This is a genomic window from Pseudomonas sp. RW10S2 (assembly GCF_014268985.1).
Taxonomy (GTDB): domain Bacteria; phylum Pseudomonadota; class Gammaproteobacteria; order Pseudomonadales; family Pseudomonadaceae; genus Aquipseudomonas; species Aquipseudomonas wayambapalatensis.
This window is the reverse complement of sequence record NZ_JABWRO010000018.1, coordinates 1-21,716: the sequence shown is the minus strand read 5'-3', so window position 1 is coordinate 21,716 and position 21,716 is coordinate 1. Positions and strand designations below refer to the sequence as shown.

Sequence of the window (21,716 nt, the reverse complement as noted above, 5' to 3'; positions counted from 1 at the left end):
GGGGAAACCTTCAAGGCTAGTCGCTCGACCCTGCGATGCGCAGCGATTCTGTATCGGGATATTTAACCGAGCAACAGGCGCAGGTCCAGGCCTTCAGCCCCCATTGGCGGGCACCAGTAGTAGCCGCCGGTCAGTGGTCGGCTGAAGCGGTACAAGGCATCGACCACGCCATCTTCCAGGCCACTCATGCGCCGCAGCTGGACTTCGAAGGCATCGAACGAGCGGCCCAGGGCAACGAAGGCCAGCCCTGCGCCACGGTTGTCGGCCCAGGCCACCGAACGGCGCACCATGAAGGCCCCGGGGTCATAGCTTTCCTGCGCGGTACGCTTGACGTGGGCCGACTCCGGCGCGTCTTCCAGCTCCTCGTTGTCGCTCAGGCGACGGCCAATGATGTCATCCTGCTCTGGCTGAGGCAGCGACTTGAAGTAGTTGAGATCGTGTTTCCACAGCTGGAACGCAGCGAAACTGGAACCTGCCAGGCCCGCTTGCTCGCCCGCCACGATGGCTGCGTCGACAGCATCGTTGTCCCGCGGGTTTTCGGTGCCGTCTTCATAGCCGGTCAGGTCGTGTCCGCCGTGGTGCAGAAAACCATCGACACTGTCGACCAGTGTGAAAGCCGGCGCCAGGGCCTGCTCCAGGGCTTGGGCACGCAGGAACAGATCACCACGCGCGTCATCACGCAGCCAGAGCCACAGGGCATGCTGGGTGGCCGGATTTTCGACCGCTGCGTCCAGCTGCGGGAAACTGCGCAAGCCCGGGACATCGCGCCCCAGTGCCTTGGCCAGCGGCGCGCCGACGGCCAGGATCAGGCTGTGGCCGTCGACTTGCTGCAACAAGGCATCCAGAACGGCAGGCAACGCCTCCCCCGTATGCAGGGCAAAGAACAGGTGACGGGCGTGGGCCGGCACCGGAGTGGCGAGCAGACCTTGCTGGAACGACATGACGAGCTAATCCTTCGGCAAAAGCGCGAATCCTACTGTGCTCGGCAGCCCATCGCAACGCGTCAGGTCGCGGCGAGGTGTGGCTCATCCAGAAACAATCAGTTACCAAAGGCCGGCACTTTGCGATTAGCTGATCGATGGAGCCTGCCTACACTGTCCGGAATCCTTCACCCACGAGCATGCCGATGACCGCCTCCCCCTTGCTGACAGCCTTCCTGCCCATCGCCCTGGGCATCATCATGCTAGGCCTGGGGTTGTCGCTGACCCTCGCCGACTTCGCCCGAGTGGTGAAATATCCCAAGCCCGTGCTGGTCGGCCTGGCCTGTCAGATTCTGTTGCTGCCGTTCATCTGCTTCCTGATCGCCAACGGGTTTGGCCTGGAGGCCGCGCTGGCAGTGGGCCTGATGCTCTTGGCCGCATCGCCGGGCGGGACTACCGCGAACCTGTTCAGCCACCTGGCACATGGCGACGTGGCACTGAACATCACGCTGACGGCGGTCAACTCGCTGATCGCCATCCTCACCATGCCACTGCTGGTCAACCTGTCGCTGATCTACTTCATGGAGTCGGACCAGGCCATCCCGCTGCAATTTGCCAAGGTCATGCAGGTGTTTGCCATCGTCCTGCTGCCCGTGGGCCTGGGCATGCTGATCCGCCGCTACGCACCGGGCTTTGCCGCGCGGATGGAGAAACCGATGAAGCTGGTAGCGGCGTTGTTCCTGGCCTTCACCATCGTTTTGGCACTGGCCAAGGACTGGCAGACAGTGATGGAGTACGCGCCGGTGGTGGGTGTCGCCGCGCTGTTGTTCAACGTGATCAGCCTGGGGCTGGGGTATTGGGTGCCACGCCTGTTGCGCATCCCGAAACGCCAGGCGATCGCCATCGGCATGGAGATCGGCATTCACAACGGCACCTTGGCCATCGCGCTGGCGTTGAGTCCCAGCCTGCTGAACAACCCCACCATGGCCGTGCCGGCAGCGATCTACAGCCTGATCATGTTCTTCACAGCTGCAGCCTTTGGCTGGTGGGTGAGTCGAGGGCACAAAGAGGCCATTGCCGTGCAGGAAACCACGAATTGAAACCTGCGCGACTCAGTCGCCCCGCCGCGCGCGCAACTGGCGCTTGAGCTCGCGCAGCGGCGGCGCGTAGAAGAAGCCGAACGACACGCTACCTTCGCGCCCTTTCACCGCGTGATGAAGCCGATGCGCCCGGTACAGGCGTTTGAGGTAGCGCTGCATGGGTTTGGGTTTACGCGGCCAGTGCCGATGGAAGAAACCGTCGTGGGCCACCACGTACAGCACGCCATAGCCCGCGACACCTCCACCGACCCACTGCAGGGGCACGTAGCCGGCCTTGCCCAGGGCCATCAGGCCAGCGGCGATCAGGGCCAGTGCCACCAGGTAGAGGTCATTGGTCTCGAGCACACCCAGGTGCGGCTCATGGTGCGAGCGGTGCAGCCACCAGCCCCAGCCGTGCATGACGTACTTGTGGGCCAGTGTGCCGACACCCTCCATGGCCACCAGGGTGGCGAGCAGCACGGCGATGTTGAACAGCATGGGACAGTCCGGCGTGTATGGTGAAAGGCGCCAAGGTTACCACCGCTGATGAACGCACCGGAAACGGTAGGAGGTTTCGGCAATGAAGCAATTGTCATGAATTCGCCCTTGATTCTGCGCAACTGTAGGCGTAAGGTCCGCGACGCACTTATGCATCCCCTACAGGAGTCCTGCATTGGACAGTAGCCCCAGTCGATTGCGACAGGTCCACACGGCAAGCTAGTCCGGCAGCATTCCTGCCGCTGTCTTGCCGAATACGGTAGACGGCGGTCCATCTCGCCTGCGAAGGCAGATTTCCCCTCTTCTTTCCCCGCTCAGCCAGCGCTTGCCGGCGAGTGTAGTGGTCCTGCGCGCTCATTCATTTTATTGGCGTCACATTTGCCAGTGGCGCATGTGCGGGCCGTTGCCCGTGGAAAGAGGTTTGCTATGGATTGGAAAGTATTTCTGCTGCGCGTCAGCGTGGCCCTCGTACTCGGCGCCCTGATCGGTGCCGAACGTCAACTGCGCCAGCGCCTGACCGGCCTTCGCACCAATGCGCTGGTCAGCACCGGTGCCTGCCTGTTCGTGCTGATGACCCAGGCGGTACCCGGCATGGAACCCAGCGACGCCTCGCGCATCGCCGCGTATGTCGTGTCCGGCATCGGCTTTCTCGGTGGTGGCGTGATCATGCGCGATGGTTTCAACGTGCGCGGCCTGAACACCGCTGCCACGCTCTGGTGCACCGCGGCCATCGGTGTGCTGTGCAGCCTGGGGCTGTTGCTGGAGGCAACCCTGGGCAGCCTGGTGGTGCTGTGTGCCAACATCCTGCTGCGCGACATCGCCCAGCGCCTGGACCGCCAGGACGTCGTGCCCGCCAGTGAAGTCGAGCAACGCTTCGAGGTGCGCATCGTCTGCCGGGCAGAAGACGAGATCCAGGTGCGCAGCCTGATGCTGCACAGCCTCAGTGACCCGGGCCTGCGCCTGCAGTCGCTGCACAGCGAAGACCTGCACGACCCGCTGCGCCTGGAGGTGCGCGCCGAACTGCTGGGCACGCCACAGGCGCCTGCACAACTGGAGCGCCTGGTGAGCCGGGTGAGCCTGGAGAAAGGCGTCAGTTCAGTGCGCTGGCAGCTTTACGCCCAGCCCGTGGTGGTCGACTAGGCATCATCGCGCAAATGCCGTTCCCTGAGTTCCTGCCGCTCCTTGGCTTCTATGCACAGGGTCGCGGTCGGACGCAGCAGCAGGCGGCGCAGGCCGATCGGCTCGCCGGTTTCCTCACACCAGCCGTAATCCCCCTTGGCCAGGCGCTCCAACGCCTGGTCGATCTTGTCCAGCAGGCGCTTCTCTCGCTCAAGGGTGCGCAACTGCCAGTGCCGCTCCTCCTCGGCACTGCCAAGATCGGCCGGGTCGCTGTGCACTTCCTGCTCGCGCAACGCCTGGAAGTCCTGCTCTATGCGCTCCTGCAACTCCACCCGCTGCCCCAGCAACAAGTTACGAAAGTACTGGCGCTGGGGCTCGTTCATGTAGGCCTCGGCCGGCTGGCGGAGCAAGTCTTCTTCAGTCATGGGGGCACACTCGTGCAATAAAGGAGTCATCGATCGAACATCAGCGGCAGGCCCTGGCAGCGTGGCTGCACCTGGCCTTGGTGCCAGGCCAGCTGGCCGGATACCACGGTGGTACGCACCACATGCTGCAGGTGTCGATGCTGAAAAGGTGTCCAGCCGCAGTGGGCCAGGATCGGATCATCGGCGACCGGGCGCGGTTGCGCCAGGCGCTCGACCAGCGCCAGGTCCGCCCAGTAACCTTCGCGCAGAAAACCGCGCTCGCGTATGGCGAACAGGCGGGCCACTGCGTGGCTGGTCTTGTCGACCAACTGGGTCAGGCTCAGCACACCCTCGCTGACCAGCTCCAGCGCTGCCGGCAAGGCATGCTGCACCAACGGCAGTCCCGAGGGCGCACGGCCATAGACTCGCCGCTTTTCCTCGAGCGTATGCGGGGCATGATCGGTTCCGATCACGTCGATCACATCGCCGGCCAGCGCCTGGCGCAGTGCGTCACGGTCGGCACGGGTCTTGATGGCCGGATTGCATTTGATCAGATGGCCGAGCTGCGCGTAGTCACTGTCGTCGAACAGCAGGTGGTGCAGGCAGACCTCGGCGGTGATGTGCTTGTCGCGTACCGGGCCAGCGGCGAACAGCGCCAGTTCGCGCGCGGTGGTCAGGTGCAGTACGTGCAGGCGTGTACCGAAACGCCTGGCCATGTCCACGGCCATCGACGAGGAGCGATAGCAGGCTTCGGCATCGCGAATCAGCGGGTGAGCGGCCGCAGGAATGAATTCGCCATGGCGCTCACGCCACAGCGCCTCGTTGGCCAGGATGCTCGGGGTGTGCTCACAGTGGGCCAGCAGGATGGTCGGGCAGTAGATGAACAGCCGCTCGAGCACCTGCGGGTCGTCCACCAGCATGTTGCCGGTGGACGCGCCCATGAACACCTTGACCCCAGCGACTTCACGCGGATCGAGCGCGGCGATGGTGTCCAGGTTGTCGCGACTGACGCCGAAGTGAAAACCGTAGTTGGCCTGCGAGCTGGCCGCGGCGCGGCGTTTCTTGTCGGCCAGCGCCGCAGTGGTGAGGGTTGGCGGGTCGGTGTTGGGCATGTCCATGAAGCTGGTGATGCCACCCGCCACCGCAGCCCGCGACTCACTGGCAATGCTCCCTTTGTGCCCTGCCCCGGGTTCGCGAAAGTGCACCTGGTCATCGATCATGCCCGGCAGCAACCATTGCCCTTGCGCATCGATCTCGACCTTAGCGCGCACGCCTTCGATGCTCGCGGCGATCTTGTCGATGCGCCCACGGGCGACCAGCAGGTCAGCCTCGAACTCGCGCCCTTCGTTGACCAGCCGTGCGTTGCGTATCAGCAGGTCGGCCATGATCAGAACTCGTTCTGCAGGGCCTTGTAGCCCTGGACCAGGTCGATGTTGGTGCGGGCGACATCCTCGGAGAACTCCGAGGCCGACACGCTGACGGGTGGGTAGCGATCGAGATCGGTGTGCGGGCCGATATGTTCGGTGGGCGGTACGTAGAAGCGCTCTGGCAGGTCGCGACCGTCGACCACCGAGTTGTGACGCACGACGCTGCCATCACCCACGCGGCAATTGAACAGCACGCTGTTGAAGCCGATGAACACCCGATCGCCGACCACGCAGGGGCCATGCACGATGGAGCGGTGGGCGATGGAGGTGTACTCGCCGATGCTCACCGCCGCTCCGGACTTGGAGTGAATGACCACACCATCCTGAATGTTGGAGTTGGCGCCGATGACGATCGGCTCCATGTCCCCGGTGGCGTCCACCTCGTCGGCGCGGATGACCGCGTAGGGGCCGACGAACACATGGTCCTTGATGATGACCTTGCCGCAGATGATCGCGGTCTTGTCGATGTAGGCTGATTCGGCGATCTGTGGGAGGTGGCCGGAGGGGTTTCTGCGGATCACGGTAGGTTTCCTGAGACAAGCTGATTTCAGCAAATGTTACGTTATAACAGTTTACTTGCAACCCCCTCCCCTCATTCCTCTCCCGCAGAGCATGACGCCGGTGAGAAATTTCAAACTTTCGCCGCCGACCGGCGCTCAACCGTTTGCGACACCGATGTCGCGACCACGGACAAGGAGAGACACATGAATACTCTGTTCCTCAAGCGAGCCGGTCTGTGCATGGCCATGGGCCTTGTCTCGGTGCAGGTGATGGCCGCTTCCTCCGACGACTTCGTCGATGCGGCGACCGAGGCAGGTATCGCTGAAGTCGTAACCGGCAACCTGGCGCTGGAAAAGAGCAAGGACGCGGAGATCAAGACCTTTGCCCAGCAGATGGTCACCGGTCACACCCAGGCCAACCAGAAACTCGGTGATATCGCCCGCAAGCTGGATATCAGCGTGCCTGACGAGGCTGCGCTCACCGACAAGGTCAAGAAGATGATCCTGGAATGGCGCGACGAGTCGTTCGACAAGTCCTATGTCAACAATCAGGTCGATGCCCACGAGAAAGCCGTGGAGCTGTTCAAGAAGGAAGCCGCATCGTCCGACAAGCCGCAGCTCAAGGCTTTCGCCAGCGAGACCCTGCCCACCCTCGAGAAGCACCTGGAGCACGCCAAACAGCTTCAGGCCAAGCACGGCAAGTGATCCACAGGTAACCAGAGAGGCTTGATATGAGTAATGATGCTCTGCGCGCCGAAGTACTGACTCGGCTACTGCACGCCCACCCTGAAGGCCTGGGCAAGGAAGTGCTGGACAACTACCGCGGCGAAAAGGCGGTGGCCGGAATGCTCAAGACGCTTCAGGAGGCCGGCTTGATCCATGATGGCAGCGTCAATGTCGATGCCGATCACCAGATCAGCGTGCGTTATCCAATCAAGTTGTCCAGTGCCGGCGTAGACGCAGCGCGCCAGCTCGACAACTGAACCATCGGGCCTGCGGGCGCGGCACGTGCTGCCGCGTGCGCACGCCCAGAAGGTCATGACTCGATCACTTACCTTTCTTCTCGTGATCACGGGGTGGCTTTGCCGGACCTTGCGGGTCGACTTGCGGATCCTCCAGGTCGGGGGAGTCCGGATCAAAACCCAGATCCTGCTTGCTGGACGCCTTGTCGGATGAGTGAGGCCCTTGCGCGGGGTGTGGACGTTTCTGTTCGCTCATAGTGCGTTCTCCGTAACGGTGTCTACAGAAGAAAGCGCGGGCCTGGCGAAGTTTGATTCATCTACGCGCCCTTTGCCTGGACTCCAGCTGCGCACAGCGTGCCTCGCTCTGTATCAGACGATCCTGCAGACGCTCGATCAGGCGCATCTGTTCGGCGCAGATGTCACGCTGACCCACCAGCGCCTGACGCTCGCCGTCCAACTGCCGACGCACCTCCTCGCTCGCCCCCTGCGCCTGGGCCAGGATCGAGCGCAGCCCTTGAACCTGGGCATCGCGCTGCTCCAATTGTTCGTCGAGTTGTTTGTGCTGGGCGCTGGCCTGTCGGCATTCGGTCAGCAGGCGCTCATTCTCACGGTGCAGGTGTGTCAGTTGTTCCTGGCGGGCGATCGCGTCCTGCTGCAACTGACGCAACTCCCCTTGCGACTGCTGCAACTGCTCGTCCTTGTCGGCCAGCCTGAGCTGCAGTTCGCCCAGGGACTGGTTGAGGCTGGCGCTGCGCAGTTGCTCGGCCTGCAGGGTGGTCAGCGCCGTTTCGAGCCTTTCCGACTCGGCCGCAAGGGCGCTGGCCTGAATCTGTTGTTGCTGGTGAGCAGCAGCGAGCGCCTGTTGGGCGAGTTGCAACTGCGCCTGCAACTGTTCGCGCTGTTTATCGAATTCGGCCTGCGCGTCGCGAATACGCGCCTCCCCTTCCTCGCGCAACTGCTCGGCCAGTTGGCCGACGAAACGCCCCAACGTGTCGCTGAGCGCCGGTGAGTGTTTATCTGCCAGCGGTTGCAGCGCCTCGAGCTCCTTCATGTAGCGATGAATGGTGGTTTTCGAGCCGGTGTTGCCCAGCTCGATGCGTACCGCATCGATACTCGGATGCTCGCCCCGGGCGATCAGCGCCTGCCGTGCCTGCTGTACTGCCGCCTTGTCGATGCCGCCCCGGGCCATGCTTGCTCCTACGATTTCGTACCGTGGTATGTAGGCTGTAATTACATACTAGAACCTTAGATTTTCCCAGTAGATTCTTAGGCTCTGTACGAAATGTGCTGGAGAGCCGATTGAGCTCGCGTGAACCAGGAACCCGGGTTGGCCCTAGCCCTGGCGCAGCCAATCGATAAAGCGAGCGAACAGCTCAGACTGAGAGTTGATGCCCAGCTTCAGATAGAGGTTCTTGCGATGCATGCGTACGGTTTCAGGCGAAATGCCGAGGTCCTGCGCCGTGGACTTTACCGAATGCCCGCGCAGGATCATGTGCGCGACTTCCCGTTCGCGGTCCGTCAGCACCTGGCAGCCGAAGCTGTCGAACGCAGCCTGCAGACTTGCATGCTCCAGCGTCGCGACACCGGGTTCGAGGTTATGCCGTGCATAACGGCCCAGCAGGTCGCGCACCATCGGTTCGACCGCACGCAACAGGTCGATCTGTTGCGCGCTCAGTCGTGTGCCGCTGCAGCCCTGGAACAGGCTGAGGGAGAGTTTGCGGCCATCGCTGAGGTCGGCGATGTAGTAGCTGTCTTCGCTGCAGCCAGTGCCCAGGTAATAGGCCTTGTAGTAGTCACTGTCGAAGAAGTTGTCCGGCGCGATGTCCTGCAGGTGATAGAAACCTTCAGCCAGCCCGCTCTGCACCGCGAGGCAGAAAGGATCGAGCAGGTAACCGGCGGCGAAATAGCGGTTGAGCACGGCATCGCGATGGGCATCGGGAATGCCTTGCTGGTACAACAGGCGCGGCGCCTGTCCCTGGCTTTCGACGCTGATCATCATCGACTCGACCGCCACCAGCTGGCCCAGCGCCCTGGCCAGATACTGCAGGGCCTGCGGTGATTCGCTATGGGCCAACGCACTTTGCAGCGCCGCATGCCACTGCTGCAGCGCGCCGAGGGTAAGGGCAATCGGTGTGTCGGGAGAGGCCTGGGTCATGCCCGGCAGTCTAGCCTGCCGGACACGCCCACGCACAGCCCGCTGCAGGCTGCTCATCGCCCCTGGTACAACCCTTGCGCCGTGAGCTCGCGCGCGGTTTCGAGGATGCACTGGCGCAGGGTTTCGACGATCTCGTCAACCTGGGCGCGGGTGACGATCAGCGGCGGCGACATCACGTTCAAGTGCATGATCGGCCGTACCAGCAGGCCTTTGGCCTGGGCTTTGCTATGGATGCGCTCACCGATGTTGATCGCATCGTCGAACAGTGCCTTGCTTGCCTTGTCGGCGACGAATTCGACACAGGCCATCAGCTTGAGGCAGCGCACATCGCCCACCAGCGGCAGGTCACGCAAGGTTTGCAGGCGCTGCTCCAGGTAGCTGCCGACCTCGTTGACGTGGGCCAGCAGGTTTTCGCGCTCGATGATCTCGATGTTCTTCAGTGCTGCCGTGCAACACACCGGATGGCCGCTGTAGGTGAAACCGTGGGTAAAACAGCGCCCCTTGCCCGGCTCGGCGATCACCTGCCAGATGCGCTCGGAGAAGATGCACGCACCCAACGGCAGGTAGGCAGAGGTCAGACCCTTGGCTGTGGTGATGATGTCTGGGGTTACGCCGAACAGTTCTTCGCTGGCAAAGAAGGTGCCCAGGCGCCCGAACGAAGTCACTACTTCGTCGGCGACGAACAGGATGTCGTAGGTCTGGCACAGCTGCCACATGCGCGCGAAGTATCCCTTGGGTGGGATGATCACTCCGCCCGAACCCATGATCGGTTCGGCGAAGAAGGCGGCAACGTTGTCGGCGCCCAGGGAGAGAATCTTGTCTTCGAACTCGGCGACCAGAAAATCGAGGAATTCGGCCTCGTCCATGTTGTCCGGGGCGCGGTACGGGTTGGGGTTGGAGATGTGGTGGATCAGGTCGTGGGCGTAGTCGAACTCAGGCACCCGGTCGGCGGCCTTGTTGCCGATCTGCATGGTCAGGGTGGTCGAGCCATGGTAGGCATTGTAGCGGGCGATGATGTGTTTCTTGCCCGGCTTGCCGCGGCAGTTCTGGTAGTACTGGATCAGCCGGTAGGCGGTGTCCACGGCAGTAGACCCACCTGTGGTGAGGAAGACATGGTCCAGGTCGCCCGGTGCCAGTTGCGCAAGCTTGCGGCACAGCTCGATGGCCACGTCGTTGGCCATGTCCGAGAACGGGTTCGAATAGGCAAGCTTGCGCACCTGGTCGGCAATGGCCAAGGCCATTTCCTCGCGCCCCAGGCCAATGTTGGTGCACCACATGCCGCCAACGGCATCGAGGAAGCGGTTGCCTTGGGTATCGCGGATGTAGGCGCCTTCGCCTTCGATGATGTTCAGCGCGCCCTGTTGGCGATGCTCGTCGAACATATGATAACCGTGCATGTAATGGGCCTTGTCGGCTTCCACCAATGGATCGTTGGCGATAGCGAATGCGTTGCTTGAAGTGGCCATGGGCAGCTCCTTGGCGAGGATCGTTCGAAAATGTTCAGAAACCGGTCTTGACCGTGCTCCAGACCCGCGTGATCGCACGCATGTCCTTGGGTGTCTGGGTCTTTTGCGCGAACAGCCGTTCGCGGGTCTGGGCGTCCGGGTAGATCGCCGGGTCCTGGCGGATATCGGCCTGTACCAGGGCGGTGGCCGCGGCATTGCTGTTGGCGTAGTGGATGAAGTTGGTCACCTTGGCCATGGTCTGTGGCTGCAGCAGGAACTCGATGAAGCGATGGGCGTTGCTGACGTGCGGCGCATCCTTGGGGATGTAGAGGTTGTCGAACCAGATCAGCGAGCCTTCCTTGGGAATGAAGAACGCCAGCTTGATAGCCTTCTTCGCCTCCACCGCACGCGCCTGGGCGGTGGCGTAGTCACCCGACCAGGTCAGAGCCAGGCACACGTCGCCGTTGGGCAGGCTAGTCAGGTAGTTGACCGAGTCGAACTTGCGGATATAGGGGCGGATGCCCAGCAGCAGCTGTTCGGCAGCCTTGAGGTCCGCAGGTGCGGCGCTGCGCGGATCCTTGCCCAGGTACTGCAGGGCCAGTGGAATCACTTCGGTGGGGGCGTCCATCAAAGTCACCCCGCAATCGGCGAAGCGCGAAACAATGGCCGGGTCGAACAACATGGCCAGCGAGCCGATCGGTGCGTCGGGCATGCGCGCCTTGATCTTGTCGACGTTGTAGGTAACGCCGGAGCTGCCCCAGGTAAAGGGCGCCGAGTACTTCAGGCCAGGGTCGTAACCTTGCAGGTTGCTGACCACCTGCTCGTCGAGGTTGTGCCAACTGGGCAGTTGCTGTTTGTCCAGGGCCTGGAATACGCCGGCCTGGATCAGCGGCGGTACCAGCGACGCATTGAGCATGACCAGGTCGTAGCCGGAGCGGCCGGTGAGCAGTTTGGTCTGGACCGTTTCATAGCCATCGAAGGTGTCGTAAACGACTTTGATACCGGTGGCCTTTTCGAAGTCGGCCAAGGTGGTTTCACCGATGTAGTCAGTCCAGTTGTACAGCCTGAGCGTGTTGCTGCTGTCCCCCTCTGCCGCTGCCTGCACCAGTGCCGTCGAGGACACCAGCAACAGACCGCCAATCACCTTCAGTGCCTTGCGCATAGCAACTCCATCGTGTGACTGCTCCGGATTGAGCCGATGGGGTCACTATGGGAGGTCTGGCTGGCTGCAGACATACCCCGAATGTGTGGGTGGTCGTTTTTGGGAAGGTCGCAGATGTGTCACTCGTTGATCAGCGTCAGCGTGCCGATATCCAGCAGGCTGAAAAAACCGCTGCTCCAGCCACCGGTATCCAGGTGCCACACGTTGCCCAATACTTTGTGCGTGAGCACCGGGGTGTGCCCGACCAGCAGCGCACGCAGCCCTTGGATGGGTCCGCTATCGGCGCTCTTCAGGCGCCGGCGCGACCATTGGCAGACCTCGCGCACGGCAGGGTCGTCCCGAGTCTGCAGGCAGGCGCGCAGCTCAGCCCAGTCGGCGAACGGACTGTCTGCATGCAGCATGCCGACCAACCCGCAGGCAGTCTGTACTTCGAGCGCGACCGGCAGGCGTTCGAACTGCTCGACGAAGCGCGCCTGCTCAGCCTTGGGCAAGTCGAGAAACCAGCCCCCGCCCGCCGCACGGTACATGTCCAGATCAACACGGCCACCGCGATAGTGGCTGATGGCCAATGCTTCGTGATTGCCCTGCACCGCATGAAACCAGGGATGCGCCAGCCAGTTCAGGGCCTCTTCGCTGGTCGGGCCCCGGTCGACCAGGTCACCGACACTGAACAGCCGATCGACCTCGGGATCGAATGCCGCCTGCTCGAGCGCGGCCTGCAGGCGTTGGAAGTGCCCGTGGATATCGCCGACCGCCAAGTCCCGCCCTTTGTCGTTGGTAGCTAGCTGCCGAAAACGCGCCATTACATCATTCCTCTGCTGTGTCGCCGGCACCAGGCGTAGAATGGCGAGACAACGAGCCCGTCGCGGAGGTGCATCATGCGCTCTACCCTAGCCTGCGCTGCACTGCTGGTGCTGGCATACGACAGCATGGCACAAGGCATCCCGCCCGCGCAGGTCCAGGTCAGCTTCGATCACCCGGAAAAATTCCGCGATGCCAGCCTGAACAGCCCCGGCTATGAGCGCGGCGCCGACCCAGAAGTGATGAAGGCACTCACCCGGCACCTGGAAAAACTTGGCCAGCGCTACCTTCAGCCCGGCCAGCGATTACACATCGACATCCGCGACATCGATCTGGCCGGCCGTTACGAACCCTGGAACAGTCAGGCCTATAACGTACGTTTCATGCGCGAAATCACCTGGCCGACCATCGACCTGAGCTACACCCTCGTTCAACCCGGCCAGCCCGAGCGCAAGGCCGAGGAACGCGTCAGCGACAAGATGTACCTGAGCCGCCCAGGCCGCGTGGGCAGCAGCGATCGCCTGTATGCCGAGAAGGCCATGCTCGATGACTGGTTCCGCCAGCGCTTCGCTGCACGGCCGGCGTCCTGAGTTTTGCTGGTTAGTTGCGAGCGGCTGAGGGTATCCTCTCCCTTTGTATCACCCAAGGAAGGATCCCCGTGAAGTACCTGCTGCTGGCATTCGCCAGCTATGCCTCCTGCTACTACCTGGTTGGTTTGCTGATCCGCGGCAGGCTGGCAGACATCGCCGAAGGGTTGCGCCATCGCCCGGATGCGCCGACACCCGGCCAGTACCTGCGTGAGGTCGAACGCCATGCCCGACGGGCGCAGCGGCACTACAGCCTGTTCGCAGGCTCGGTGCTCGCGCTGGTGCTGTGCGCGTTGGCGTGGTGGTTGAGCTGAGCGCTCAGAACAGCGACAGGCTCTGCCTGCCCTCAAGCGCCAGCAGGTACTGCTTGGCAGGCAACCCGCCGGCAAAGCCTGTAAGGCCGCCCGAGGCACCGATCACCCGATGGCAGGGTGCGATGATCGAGATCGGGTTGCGGCCATTGGCTGCCCCTACCGCGCGTACCGCCGCGGGGTTGCCGATCTGTCGGGCGATATCGCTGTAGCTGCGGGTCTGGCCGAAAGGAATGGTCAGCAGCGCCGCCCAGACCTGGCGCTGGAATTCAGTGCCATCGAAGTCCAGGGGCAACTCGAAGCGCTGGCGTTGACCGGCAAAATACTCACCCAACTGATGGGCAGTTTCCCGCAGCACTGGCGCCTGGTCATCACGGTGCAGTTCGCCAAGGCGCACCCGGTTGGCACGCTCCTCTTCCCACAGCACGGCGGCCAGGCATTCGCCACGGGCGACCAGTGTCAGGGTGCCAACTGGCGATGGCATGAGAGTGAAGGTGCTGGACATGGCAACTCCTGATACAGGCTGACGACCCCGGCACTCTACCTATCGCCCGATGGCGCTGCATCCGCTTTCTTGACGTGTAATGCTCACGCCACGGCCGTCGCTCGGGCCGCGAGGGCACGGGCCTGCTGCAGGTCGATCCTGGGGATCAACGCCGGGGGGATGCGTGAGCGGGCCGAGAGGTTATGAACGCGGAAACGCTCGCCCATCACCTGGTGCGCCATCAGGGTCAGTGACGGCAGGATACGACTGTCCCAGTGCTGGTCGAGGCCGCAGGGCGAGCGCTTGCCACCGGACGTCTCGTAAAAGCGCCCTGCCGACTGGTCCAGATCCACGCCGACCAGTAGCACATCGTCGAAACCCAGGTGGTAAGCCAGTTGCAGGGCTACAAAAGCCACGGTCCGGGCATCGAAGAAACCGTATGAGAGGTTCCTGCTGAAACCGATCGAACGCGCCCGCTTGCTCCACAGCGTGCGGTTGCGGGCATAGCGGCCATCCCCGAGCCCCAGCCATTCACTGAACGTTGGGTCCAGGGCCTTGAGCAGCGGGTAGCGCTCGGTGTCGTCAGGCAGGTCGAACAGGTCGAACTGCTCCGGCCACAGTGCCAATCGGGGGCTGCAGTGCAACGCCATGGCAAAAAGCTCGGGTTGCTGGTTGCAGAAGTCCTTGTCGGTGCAAATGTAGAAGAATGGGCGCATATCCGTGCCCACCAGCATCGAAATCGAGCCATTCATGGCGATGATCGGGACGCTGGCAAAATCTTCGAGCGGGAAATCTTTCGCTGACGCGCCTGACGCCAGGATCACCACAGGGCCTTTCTGGGAATTGCGACACGCCTCAAAGCTGGAGAACGCCCCGCGTGCAGCCTCAGGCTGCGACGGAAGTTGGTTCATGGGTCTGGCCAATGGTGTAGGTCAATTCAGGATACAGTTGTTCACAATTCTTAAATGGTTTTTTACAAAACCCTTACATAGACACGTCGGGATAGCATTTTGCCTTCGAGCGATGCTGCGTCGCGGGGCGGCAGGTACAGCGATATGTCTCCCTGGCAACTGTCTGCTCAGCAACAGCTGGCCAACAGCTGATTGCCCAAGGGGCGACACCTCGTTCGATAAAATCCACCAAGCTACTGATTTTATTGAGATAAATTCGCTGGCACGGTTTCTGCTCCAGTGATCTGTGTACACGCACAGTATCCCGAGGAACCCATGTCCACGCCTGCCGTTTCTGCCTCCTACGACATCCGCCAGCCGGATGCCCATGTCATCCGCGACGATGCAGAAGCCATCGCCGTTGCCCATCAGGTCGCCGCGCTGCTGCGTGAAGGCGCCGCCGAGCGTGACCGGCGCCGAGAAGTCCCGGCTGATGTGGTCGATGCCTATTCCAACAGCGGTCTGTGGGGCATCACTGTGCCTCGTGCCTATGGTGGTGCCGAAGTATCCTTCGCCACCCTGGCGCGGGTGATCGCCATCGTCTCGGCTGCCGACCCGTCGCTTGGACAGATTCCGCAAAACCACTACTGCCTGCTCGAAGACATCCGCCTGCAAGGCACCGAAGAGCAGCACCGCCTCTTCTTCGACCTGGTACTCAAAGGCCATCGCTTTGCCAACGCACTGTCTGAAACCGGTGGCAAGACCGTCCAGGACATCCGTACCCGCCTGGTCGCCGAAGCTGACGGCTACCGTATCGACGGCCGCAAGGGCTACTGCACCGGCTCGCTCTATGCCCATTGGATCGGCGTACTGGCCCTGGACGAACAGGACCGGGCACAACTGGCCTTTGTGCCACGTGGCACTCCTGGGTTGGTGGTCGTCGACGACTGGAACAGCATGGGCCAGCGCACCACCTCCAGCGGCACCGTGCTGCTAGACGGATTGCGCGTGCCTGCATTCAACCTGTTCCCCAGCTACCGCTCCTACGAGCACCCTACACTCGCCGGCCCCTTCGCCCAGCTGACCACTGCGGCAATTGACGCCGGCATCGGCCGCGCGGCGCTGGACGACACCATCGCCTTTGTTCGCGAACATGCCCGTCCGTGGATCGATGCCGGTGTCGAAAAAGCCAGTGAGGATCCGCTCACCATCATCCAGATCGGCTCCCTGGAGATCCGCCAGGAAGCCGCCGAGGCCCTGCTCGAGCGTGCCGGCAAGGTGCTGGATACCGCCAAGCCCGCGCCGAACGACGACAACGTCGCCGCCGCTTCGGTGGCGGTGGCCAAGGCCAAGGTGCTGACTACCGAGGTGTCGATTGAGGCCAGCAACCGCCTGTTCGAACTGGGCGGGACCCGCTCCTCGCTGCTGCAGCACAACTTCGACCGGCACTGGCGCAATGCCCGCGTGCATACCCTGCACGACCCCGTGCGCTGGAAATATCACCTGGTCGGTAACTGGGCCCTGAACGGTGTCCGCCCCACCCGCCACGACTGGAACTGAGGCTGCGCCATGACCAAGCAGATCCGTCTCAATGCCTTTGCCATGAACACGGTCGGGCACCTGTCGCCTGGGCTGTGGCGCCATCCGCGCGACCAGGCGACGCGCTACACCGATATCCATTACTGGATCGAACTGGCCCAGACCCTCGAGCGGGGCTGCATCGACGGCCTGTTCCTCGCCGATGTGCTGGGTGTCTATGACGTCTACGCCGGCAATGCCGATGAAGCGCTGCGCAGCGGTGCCCAGGTGCCGCTGAACGACCCGCTGCAATTGGTACCGGCAATGGCCGCAGCCACCCGGCATCTGGGGTTTGGCGTGACCGCCTCGGTGTCGTTCGAACACCCCTTTCCTTTCGCCCGGCGCATGAGCACCCTCGATCACCTGACCCAGGGCCGTGCCGGCTGGAACATCGTCACTTCCTACCTGTCCAGCGGGGCACGCAACCTCGGCCAGCCCGAGCAGATGAGCCACGACCAGCGCTACGCCCTGGCCGAGGAATACCTGCAGGTCTGCTACAAGCTGTGGGAAACCAGTTGGGAGGAGGATGCCGTGCGCGCCGACCGTGCCAGCGGTGTCTACACCGACCCGGCCAAGGTCCACGGCATCGACCATGACGGCACCTACTTCAAGGTTCCAGGCTTTCACCTCAGCGCCCCGTCACCACAGCGCACACCGGTGCTCTACCAGGCCGGTGCATCCAGCCGGGGGCGGGCCTTTGCCGCAGCCAACGCCGAATGCGTGTTTGTTGCAGCACCGAGCAAGACCGTGCTGAAGAAGCAGGTTGCCGATCTGCGTGCCGCAGCGGTCGCTGCCGGGCGCAAGGGCTCCGATATCCTGATCCTTGAACAGCTCACGGTGATCGTCGCCGAAACCGACGAGGCCGCGCAGGCCCGTCTGCGCGAGTACCGTGAGTACGCCAGTGCCAGTGGTTCGCTCTCGCTGATGTCGGGTTGGACAGGCATCGACTTTGCCGCCTACAGCCCCGACCAGATCCTGCGCGAGGTGCCCAGCGAAGCCATCCAGTCGGTAGTCGAGGGCTTCACCCGCGCCGACCCGACACGGACCTGGACCGTTGCCGAGATCGCCGAATATTGCTGCCTGGGCGGCGACGGCCCGCTGTTGGTCGGGTCGCCCACGACCGTCGCCGACCAGTTGCAGGCCTGGGTCGAAGACACTGACGTGGATGGCTTCAACCTGTCCAGCGTGGTCGTACCGGAAACCTTCGTTGCCGTGGTCGATCTGTTGGTCCCCGAACTGCAGGCGCGCGGCCTGTTCAAGCGCGAGTATGCCGAAGGCAGCCTGCGCAACAAGCTGTTCGGCCAGGGTGATCGCCTGCGTGCGCCCCATCCGGTGGCTGCGCTGCGCCAGGAGCGTGGGCGATGAATGCGCTGTTGGCCAATCTGGACTGGGGTGAAATCGGCCTCGCTTGCCTCGAGACCCTGAGCATGCTCGGCACGGCGCTGGGCTTTACCGTAGCGTTGGGGCTGCCGTTGGGTGTGCTGCTGTTTCTCACCGGGCAACGCCAGTTACTGGCCAATGCGCCCGCATATCGGGCCATGTCGGTCGTGGTCAACGTGCTGCGCTCGTTGCCGTTCATCATTCTGCTGATCGTGCTGATCCCCCTGACCACATTGGTTGTCGGCACGTCACTCGGTGTGCGCGGCACCATTCCACCACTGGTGGTGGGCTGTACACCGTTCTTCGCGCGCCTGGTGGAGACTGCCCTGCGCGAAGTCGACCGAGGTGTGGTCGAGGCTACCCAGGCCATGGGCGGTAGCACCTGGCAGATCATCCGCCATACCTTGTTGCCCGAGGCCCGTACCGGGCTGATCGCCGCAGTCACCGTCACCGCCATCGTGCTGGTCGACTACACGGCGATGGCCGGTGTGATCGGTGGTGGTGGCCTCGGTGACCTGGCCATCCGTTTTGGGTACCAACGCTTCCAGACCGATGTGATGGTCGTCACGGTACTGCTGTTGATCCTGCTGGTTCAGGCCCTGCAGATGAGTGGCGATCGCCTCGTCAGACACTTCACCCGACGTTGATTCCCGACCTTTTTCGGAGCATTCCCATGAAGAAAATCCTCGCCACCCTGGCTGCCGTCATCGCCCTCAACGTTCAGGCCAACGAGCACCTGGTCGTCGGCGCCACACCCGTTCCCCACGCCGAGATCCTCGAGTTCGTCAAACCGGTCCTGGCCAAGGAAGGTGTCGACCTGGACATCAAGGTGTTCAATGACTTCATCCAGCCCAACCTGCAGCTTGCACAGAAGAACCTGGACGCCAACTACTACCAGTACCGGCCCTTCCTCGACGACTTCAACAAGACTCGACACACCGACCTGGTGCCGGTGGTCGGTGTGCACATCGAGCCATTCGGTGCCTATTCGGCCAAGTACAAGAGCCTCGCGGAACTGCCAGACGGTGCCAGCGTGGCCATTCCCAATGATCCGGTGAACACGGGCCGTGCCCTGGTGCTGTTGGCCGAGGCCGGATTGATTGAACTCAAGGCCCCCAGCAACCCACAGTCGACCCAGCGCGACATCGTCGCCAACCCGCACAAGCTGAGGATCCGCGAGCTGGAAGGCGCAATGCTGGCGCGTTCGGTGAACCAGGTGGACCTGGCATTCGTATTCGCCAACTACGCGCTGGAGGCAGGGATCGATACCCGCAGCGCGCTGATTGTCGAAAAAGGCAAGGATCTGTACGTGGAATACCTGGTGGCGCGCCCGGACAACCTGCAGGATCCCGGCATCCAGAAGCTGGCCAAGGCGCTGAACTCCCCTGAAGTGCGTCAATTCATCCTGACCCGCTACAAAGGGCAGATCGCACCTGGCTTCTGACAGCGCAATGTGGGTGCAGGGCATGCCGCCTTCTCTGCACCCCGTCCAACCGCCCCTTATTGAAGGGAAACAAGCTGGGCGCGCTGCGCGGGATCAAGGTCATTGATCGAGACGATCCGAAGCGCGCCCTGCGCCGCCTCCGCCACCGGCTGCCCCAGATCAGCCGAGACCCCGTCCGGCAACTTGTACATCGCACCGGTCAGCGGATCGACGATCAGCATGCCGATAGCACCGCCAAACAAGATGTTCGCCCAGTACCAACCGTCCACACTCGAGTCGAGTTCGACCTGTCGATCTGGGTACCCCTCTTTCATGAAACGCAACGTGTAGGTTTGGCCACGAAAATAACCCTCCCCCGACATCAGCGTCACCACCGCAGGCGTGCTGCCGCGATGAACGACCATCCCTGATTTGTTGATCACCTCGAAATTAGCACCCGCCGGGCTGCTCGTGACACTCACCGGATACTTGGAGTCACTGATGATACTGGCGCAACCCTGCAGCGCCAGGAGCGCCAGAAGCACCCCCATGGTTCTGGTTTTTTGAAAGCACACGGAATCGTTCCTCTAGACGCTGATCGACATTGACCAAGAAGGGATTCTCTAGGTGCGCTTTAGCGATGCATGTCATCTAAATAGCCATTGGCAGTAGGTGCTTTCCCAAAACTGGTTTCCTGCCCGTTGTAGGTATTTTTTTGACACCCCCTTCACGACATTTTCACGTCGCGGCTGGCACAGTTGCTCCACATCCGTGAAATACTTCGCCCGCCCTCCCCAGCGGGCTTTTCTTTGCCTGCAGCATCCCTGGCGGTTATCACCACGCTCGCTTTTGATAGAAACGGGCAAGGTTTCAAGAGCCCCCGGCATAGGGACGATCAGCCAATCCACCTAGCATGCTCGCGTACTCCCTACCCAGGATCGCGATCATGAGCGACAGCAAGACTCTCTTCATTACCGGCGTCAGCAGTGGTTTCGGCAGTGCCCTGGCCGAGGCGGCGCTCGCTGCCCGACATCGCGTCATCGGCACCGTACGCAACGACAGCGCGTTGACAGCGTTTCAGGCCCTGAACAGCGAACGCGCCCACGGGGTGATCCTCGATGTCACCGACTTCGCCCGCATAGACGCTGTGGTTGCACAGGTGCAGGCGCTTCACGGCCCCGTCGATGTGCTGGTGAACAACGCCGGCTACGGCCATGAAGGGATTTTCGAGGAATCCCCGCTGGAAGAGATGCGCCGGCAGTTCGAGGTCAATGTGTTCGGCGCCGTTGCCGTCACCAAGGCATTCGTCCCCTACTTTCGCCAGCGCCGGGCCGGCCACATCATCAACATCACCTCCATGGGCGGCACCCTCACGATGCCGGGCATTGCCTACTACTGCTCGAGCAAGTTCGCACTGGAGGGCATTTCCGATACCCTGAGCCAGGAACTGCGCCCGTTCGGCATCGCCGTTACTGCGGTGGCGCCGGGTTCGTTCCGTACCGACTGGGCCGGTCGTTCCATGCAGCGTTCGCCACGCAGCATCGCCGACTACGACCAGCGCTTCGACCCCATCCGCAAGGCACGCCAGGACAAGAGCGGCAAGCAGCTGGGCGACCCGCGCAAGGCAGCCCAGGCGATCCTGCAGGTCATCGCCAGCCCCAGTCCGCCCGACCACCTGCTACTGGGCAGTGACGCACTGGGCCTGGTGCGCGACAAGCTGCAGCGCATGAGCCAGGAGATCGATCAATGGCAAGACCTGACCTGCTCGACCGATGGTTGAGCGCCAGGCAGAGGACCGGGCAGTGACACAGACCGATACCCGCTGTGCGCGCATGGTGCAGTTGCTCACGCAGCTCGCGCCGATGGAAGGCTATAACCTCAGCGCGCTGCAAGACGTACGCTTCCTGCGCTCGAACCGGCCGCTGAGCCATGTGCCGGTGCTTTACGAGCCCGGCATCGTTATCCTCTGCCAAGGCTGCAAGCGCGGCTACCTGGGTGACGAGGTGTATGTGTACGACGCTCGGCACTACCTGGTGGTGTCGGTTCCTGTGCCCTTCACCATGGAAACCGATGCCAGCGAAGACGAGCCGATGCTGGCCATCTATATACGCCTGGACCTGCAACTGGCCAGCGAGCTGACCTTGCAGGTGGACGAACTGCTGGGCAGCAGCAGCGAACCGCCGCGGGGCATGTACGCCTCGCCCATGGACGATGCGCTGCAGACCACGACACTGCGCTTTCTTGAAGCCATGACCATCGCGAGCGACGCGCAGATCCTCGGCCCGGCGCTGGTGCGTGAAATCTACTACCGCATCCTCTCTGGCGCCCAGGGCGGCTCGCTGCGTGCAGCCTTGAGTCGGCACGGCCATTTCGCCAAGGTGACCCGCGCACTGCGCACCATTCACAGCCGCTACCGGGAGCATCTGGACGTCGAGTCGCTGGCCCGCGAGGCCAGCATGAGCGTGCCCAGTTTCCATCGACACTTTCGCAGCGTGACCAACACCTCGCCCATGCAGTACCTGAAGTCGGCCCGTCTGCACCAGGCCCGGCTGCTGATGCTGCACGACGCCTTGAGCGCATCGGCAGCCGCC

General features: G+C 62.7%; 26 protein-coding genes. 12 read left to right on the top strand and 14 right to left on the bottom strand.

Annotated features, from left to right (window positions below):
- Positions 1 to 62: 62 nt before the first annotated feature.
- Complete coding sequence (locus tag HU729_RS06375) at positions 63 to 941, bottom strand: Dyp-type peroxidase (RefSeq protein ID WP_186664605.1); 879 nt, start codon at positions 939 to 941, stop codon at positions 63 to 65.
- Between the two features lie 185 nt (positions 942 to 1,126).
- On the opposite strand from HU729_RS06375, the gene HU729_RS06370 reads away from it, so the two are divergent.
- Positions 1,127 to 2,020: a bile acid:sodium symporter family protein gene (locus HU729_RS06370; RefSeq protein ID WP_186709158.1), complete on the top strand. Its 894-nt coding sequence runs from the start codon at positions 1,127 to 1,129 to the stop codon at positions 2,018 to 2,020.
- A 12-nt stretch (positions 2,021 to 2,032) separates the two neighbouring features.
- Here the strand turns inward: HU729_RS06370 and HU729_RS06365 are convergent, their stop codons facing one another.
- Complete coding sequence (locus HU729_RS06365; RefSeq protein WP_186709156.1) at positions 2,033 to 2,497, bottom strand: sterol desaturase family protein; 465 nt, start codon at positions 2,495 to 2,497, stop codon at positions 2,033 to 2,035.
- Between the two features lie 426 nt (positions 2,498 to 2,923).
- Here HU729_RS06365 and HU729_RS06360 point away from each other — a divergent pair, with 426 nt between their 5' ends.
- The gene (locus HU729_RS06360) at positions 2,924 to 3,637 is read left to right on the top strand and encodes an MgtC/SapB family protein (protein WP_186664602.1); all 714 of its coding nucleotides are present in this window, start codon (positions 2,924 to 2,926) and stop codon (positions 3,635 to 3,637) included.
- Here the strand turns inward: HU729_RS06360 and dksA are convergent.
- The 3 genes from dksA to HU729_RS06345 are packed head-to-tail and all read right to left on the bottom strand — an operon-like array spanning position 3,634 to position 5,968.
- Complete coding sequence (dksA, locus tag HU729_RS06355) at positions 3,634 to 4,041, bottom strand: RNA polymerase-binding protein DksA (protein ID WP_186709155.1); 408 nt, start codon at positions 4,039 to 4,041, stop codon at positions 3,634 to 3,636. The two genes, HU729_RS06360 and dksA, sit on opposite strands and share 4 nt — an antisense overlap.
- Positions 4,042 to 4,067: 26 nt before the next feature.
- Entirely contained in the window at positions 4,068 to 5,405 is a 1,338-nt protein-coding gene (locus HU729_RS06350; RefSeq protein ID WP_186709151.1) for a dihydroorotase, read from the bottom strand.
- 2 nt (positions 5,406 to 5,407) lie between these two features.
- Positions 5,408 to 5,968, bottom strand: coding sequence for a carbonate dehydratase (locus HU729_RS06345; RefSeq protein ID WP_186664598.1), 561 nt, complete (start codon positions 5,966 to 5,968; stop codon positions 5,408 to 5,410).
- A gap of 183 nt (positions 5,969 to 6,151) precedes the next feature.
- On the opposite strand from HU729_RS06345, the gene HU729_RS06340 reads away from it, so the two are divergent.
- Together HU729_RS06340 and HU729_RS06335 are read left to right on the top strand one after the other, a co-directional pair.
- A complete protein-coding gene (locus HU729_RS06340; protein WP_186664597.1) occupies positions 6,152 to 6,652 on the top strand; it encodes a DUF4142 domain-containing protein in 501 nt (166 codons plus the stop codon).
- A gap of 26 nt (positions 6,653 to 6,678) precedes the next feature.
- Positions 6,679 to 6,930 carry a hypothetical protein gene (locus tag HU729_RS06335; protein WP_186664596.1) on the top strand — a complete coding sequence of 84 codons (252 nt, stop codon included), beginning with the start codon at positions 6,679 to 6,681 and terminating at the stop codon, positions 6,928 to 6,930.
- A 64-nt stretch (positions 6,931 to 6,994) separates the two neighbouring features.
- Here the strand turns inward: HU729_RS06335 and HU729_RS06330 are convergent, their stop codons facing one another.
- From HU729_RS06330 to HU729_RS06305, 6 genes are all read right to left on the bottom strand, one after another.
- On the bottom strand, positions 6,995 to 7,165 hold the full coding sequence (locus tag HU729_RS06330; RefSeq protein ID WP_177339335.1) for a DUF6021 family protein: 171 nt from the start codon (positions 7,163 to 7,165) through the stop codon (positions 6,995 to 6,997).
- A gap of 57 nt (positions 7,166 to 7,222) precedes the next feature.
- Positions 7,223 to 8,098, bottom strand: coding sequence for a DNA-binding protein (locus tag HU729_RS06325; RefSeq protein WP_186709150.1), 876 nt, complete (start codon positions 8,096 to 8,098; stop codon positions 7,223 to 7,225).
- A 144-nt stretch (positions 8,099 to 8,242) separates the two neighbouring features.
- Positions 8,243 to 9,121: a LuxR C-terminal-related transcriptional regulator gene (locus tag HU729_RS06320; protein ID WP_186709147.1), complete on the bottom strand. Its 879-nt coding sequence runs from the start codon at positions 9,119 to 9,121 to the stop codon at positions 8,243 to 8,245.
- Positions 9,118 to 10,530, bottom strand: coding sequence for an aminotransferase (locus HU729_RS06315; protein WP_186664592.1), 1,413 nt, complete (start codon positions 10,528 to 10,530; stop codon positions 9,118 to 9,120). The genes HU729_RS06320 and HU729_RS06315 overlap by 4 nt, the downstream gene beginning before the upstream one ends.
- Before the next feature lie 34 nt (positions 10,531 to 10,564).
- A complete protein-coding gene (locus HU729_RS06310) occupies positions 10,565 to 11,671 on the bottom strand; it encodes a polyamine ABC transporter substrate-binding protein (protein WP_186709146.1) in 1,107 nt (368 codons plus the stop codon).
- A gap of 119 nt (positions 11,672 to 11,790) precedes the next feature.
- Positions 11,791 to 12,474: a metallophosphoesterase gene (locus tag HU729_RS06305; RefSeq protein ID WP_186709144.1), complete on the bottom strand. Its 684-nt coding sequence runs from the start codon at positions 12,472 to 12,474 to the stop codon at positions 11,791 to 11,793.
- Positions 12,475 to 12,549: 75 nt separating this feature from the next.
- Here HU729_RS06305 and HU729_RS06300 point away from each other — a divergent pair, with 75 nt between their 5' ends.
- Positions 12,550 to 13,062: a DUF3016 domain-containing protein gene (locus HU729_RS06300; protein ID WP_186709142.1), complete on the top strand. Its 513-nt coding sequence runs from the start codon at positions 12,550 to 12,552 to the stop codon at positions 13,060 to 13,062.
- 68 nt (positions 13,063 to 13,130) lie between these two features.
- The gene (locus tag HU729_RS06295) at positions 13,131 to 13,373 is read left to right on the top strand and encodes a hypothetical protein (RefSeq protein ID WP_063544858.1); all 243 of its coding nucleotides are present in this window, start codon (positions 13,131 to 13,133) and stop codon (positions 13,371 to 13,373) included.
- 4 nt (positions 13,374 to 13,377) lie between these two features.
- Here the strand turns inward: HU729_RS06295 and HU729_RS06290 are convergent, their stop codons facing one another.
- Together HU729_RS06290 and HU729_RS06285 are read right to left on the bottom strand one after the other, a co-directional pair.
- Complete coding sequence (locus HU729_RS06290) at positions 13,378 to 13,875, bottom strand: methylated-DNA--[protein]-cysteine S-methyltransferase (protein ID WP_186664586.1); 498 nt, start codon at positions 13,873 to 13,875, stop codon at positions 13,378 to 13,380.
- Positions 13,876 to 13,958: 83 nt separating this feature from the next.
- Positions 13,959 to 14,765: a lipopolysaccharide biosynthesis protein gene (locus HU729_RS06285; RefSeq protein ID WP_186709140.1), complete on the bottom strand. Its 807-nt coding sequence runs from the start codon at positions 14,763 to 14,765 to the stop codon at positions 13,959 to 13,961.
- Positions 14,766 to 15,080: 315 nt separating this feature from the next.
- On the opposite strand from HU729_RS06285, the gene HU729_RS06280 reads away from it, so the two are divergent.
- The 4 genes from HU729_RS06280 to HU729_RS06265 are packed head-to-tail and all read left to right on the top strand — an operon-like array spanning position 15,081 to position 19,146.
- Positions 15,081 to 16,304 carry an SfnB family sulfur acquisition oxidoreductase gene (locus tag HU729_RS06280; protein ID WP_186709134.1) on the top strand — a complete coding sequence of 408 codons (1,224 nt, stop codon included), beginning with the start codon at positions 15,081 to 15,083 and terminating at the stop codon, positions 16,302 to 16,304.
- 9 nt (positions 16,305 to 16,313) lie between these two features.
- On the top strand, positions 16,314 to 17,687 hold the full coding sequence (locus tag HU729_RS06275; protein ID WP_186709125.1) for an LLM class flavin-dependent oxidoreductase: 1,374 nt from the start codon (positions 16,314 to 16,316) through the stop codon (positions 17,685 to 17,687).
- A complete protein-coding gene (locus HU729_RS06270; RefSeq protein ID WP_186709122.1) occupies positions 17,684 to 18,349 on the top strand; it encodes a methionine ABC transporter permease in 666 nt (221 codons plus the stop codon). The genes HU729_RS06275 and HU729_RS06270 overlap by 4 nt, the downstream gene beginning before the upstream one ends.
- A gap of 26 nt (positions 18,350 to 18,375) precedes the next feature.
- Positions 18,376 to 19,146: a MetQ/NlpA family ABC transporter substrate-binding protein gene (locus tag HU729_RS06265; RefSeq protein ID WP_186709119.1), complete on the top strand. Its 771-nt coding sequence runs from the start codon at positions 18,376 to 18,378 to the stop codon at positions 19,144 to 19,146.
- Positions 19,147 to 19,202: 56 nt separating this feature from the next.
- Here HU729_RS06265 and HU729_RS06260 read toward each other — a convergent pair whose 3' ends face one another.
- Positions 19,203 to 19,700, bottom strand: a complete 498-nt coding sequence (locus HU729_RS06260) for a hypothetical protein (protein WP_346655289.1) — start codon at positions 19,698 to 19,700, stop codon at positions 19,203 to 19,205.
- A gap of 371 nt (positions 19,701 to 20,071) precedes the next feature.
- Between HU729_RS06260 and HU729_RS06255 the strand changes: the two genes are divergently transcribed.
- Both HU729_RS06255 and HU729_RS06250 read left to right on the top strand, forming a co-directional pair.
- A complete protein-coding gene (locus tag HU729_RS06255) occupies positions 20,072 to 20,905 on the top strand; it encodes an oxidoreductase (protein WP_186709116.1) in 834 nt (277 codons plus the stop codon).
- A gap of 52 nt (positions 20,906 to 20,957) precedes the next feature.
- Positions 20,958 to 21,716: AraC family transcriptional regulator (locus HU729_RS06250; RefSeq protein ID WP_186709210.1), on the top strand; the 759-nt coding region annotated here is incomplete at its 3' end.

Coding starts and splice junctions, on each gene's coding strand:
- HU729_RS06330 (WP_177339335.1), bottom strand. CDS start 7,165: ATGAGCGAACAGAAACGTCCACACCCCGCGCAAGGGCCTCACTCATCC.
- HU729_RS06300 (WP_186709142.1), top strand. CDS start 12,550: ATGCGCTCTACCCTAGCCTGCGCTGCACTGCTGGTGCTGGCATACGAC.
- HU729_RS06255 (WP_186709116.1), top strand. CDS start 20,072: ATGAGCGACAGCAAGACTCTCTTCATTACCGGCGTCAGCAGTGGTTTC.
- dksA (WP_186709155.1), bottom strand. CDS start 4,041: ATGACTGAAGAAGACTTGCTCCGCCAGCCGGCCGAGGCCTACATGAAC.
- HU729_RS06265 (WP_186709119.1), top strand. CDS start 18,376: ATGAAGAAAATCCTCGCCACCCTGGCTGCCGTCATCGCCCTCAACGTT.
- HU729_RS06340 (WP_186664597.1), top strand. CDS start 6,152: ATGAATACTCTGTTCCTCAAGCGAGCCGGTCTGTGCATGGCCATGGGC.
- HU729_RS06275 (WP_186709125.1), top strand. CDS start 16,314: ATGACCAAGCAGATCCGTCTCAATGCCTTTGCCATGAACACGGTCGGG.
- HU729_RS06375 (WP_186664605.1), bottom strand. CDS start 941: ATGTCGTTCCAGCAAGGTCTGCTCGCCACTCCGGTGCCGGCCCACGCC.
- HU729_RS06290 (WP_186664586.1), bottom strand. CDS start 13,875: ATGTCCAGCACCTTCACTCTCATGCCATCGCCAGTTGGCACCCTGACA.
- HU729_RS06285 (WP_186709140.1), bottom strand. CDS start 14,765: ATGAACCAACTTCCGTCGCAGCCTGAGGCTGCACGCGGGGCGTTCTCC.
- HU729_RS06350 (WP_186709151.1), bottom strand. CDS start 5,405: ATGGCCGACCTGCTGATACGCAACGCACGGCTGGTCAACGAAGGGCGC.
- HU729_RS06280 (WP_186709134.1), top strand. CDS start 15,081: ATGTCCACGCCTGCCGTTTCTGCCTCCTACGACATCCGCCAGCCGGAT.
- HU729_RS06305 (WP_186709144.1), bottom strand. CDS start 12,474: ATGGCGCGTTTTCGGCAGCTAGCTACCAACGACAAAGGGCGGGACTTG.
- HU729_RS06270 (WP_186709122.1), top strand. CDS start 17,684: ATGAATGCGCTGTTGGCCAATCTGGACTGGGGTGAAATCGGCCTCGCT.
- HU729_RS06335 (WP_186664596.1), top strand. CDS start 6,679: ATGAGTAATGATGCTCTGCGCGCCGAAGTACTGACTCGGCTACTGCAC.
- HU729_RS06320 (WP_186709147.1), bottom strand. CDS start 9,121: ATGAGCAGCCTGCAGCGGGCTGTGCGTGGGCGTGTCCGGCAGGCTAGA.
- HU729_RS06325 (WP_186709150.1), bottom strand. CDS start 8,098: ATGGCCCGGGGCGGCATCGACAAGGCGGCAGTACAGCAGGCACGGCAG.
- HU729_RS06315 (WP_186664592.1), bottom strand. CDS start 10,530: ATGGCCACTTCAAGCAACGCATTCGCTATCGCCAACGATCCATTGGTG.
- HU729_RS06370 (WP_186709158.1), top strand. CDS start 1,127: ATGACCGCCTCCCCCTTGCTGACAGCCTTCCTGCCCATCGCCCTGGGC.
- HU729_RS06310 (WP_186709146.1), bottom strand. CDS start 11,671: ATGCGCAAGGCACTGAAGGTGATTGGCGGTCTGTTGCTGGTGTCCTCG.
- HU729_RS06360 (WP_186664602.1), top strand. CDS start 2,924: ATGGATTGGAAAGTATTTCTGCTGCGCGTCAGCGTGGCCCTCGTACTC.
- HU729_RS06365 (WP_186709156.1), bottom strand. CDS start 2,497: ATGCTGTTCAACATCGCCGTGCTGCTCGCCACCCTGGTGGCCATGGAG.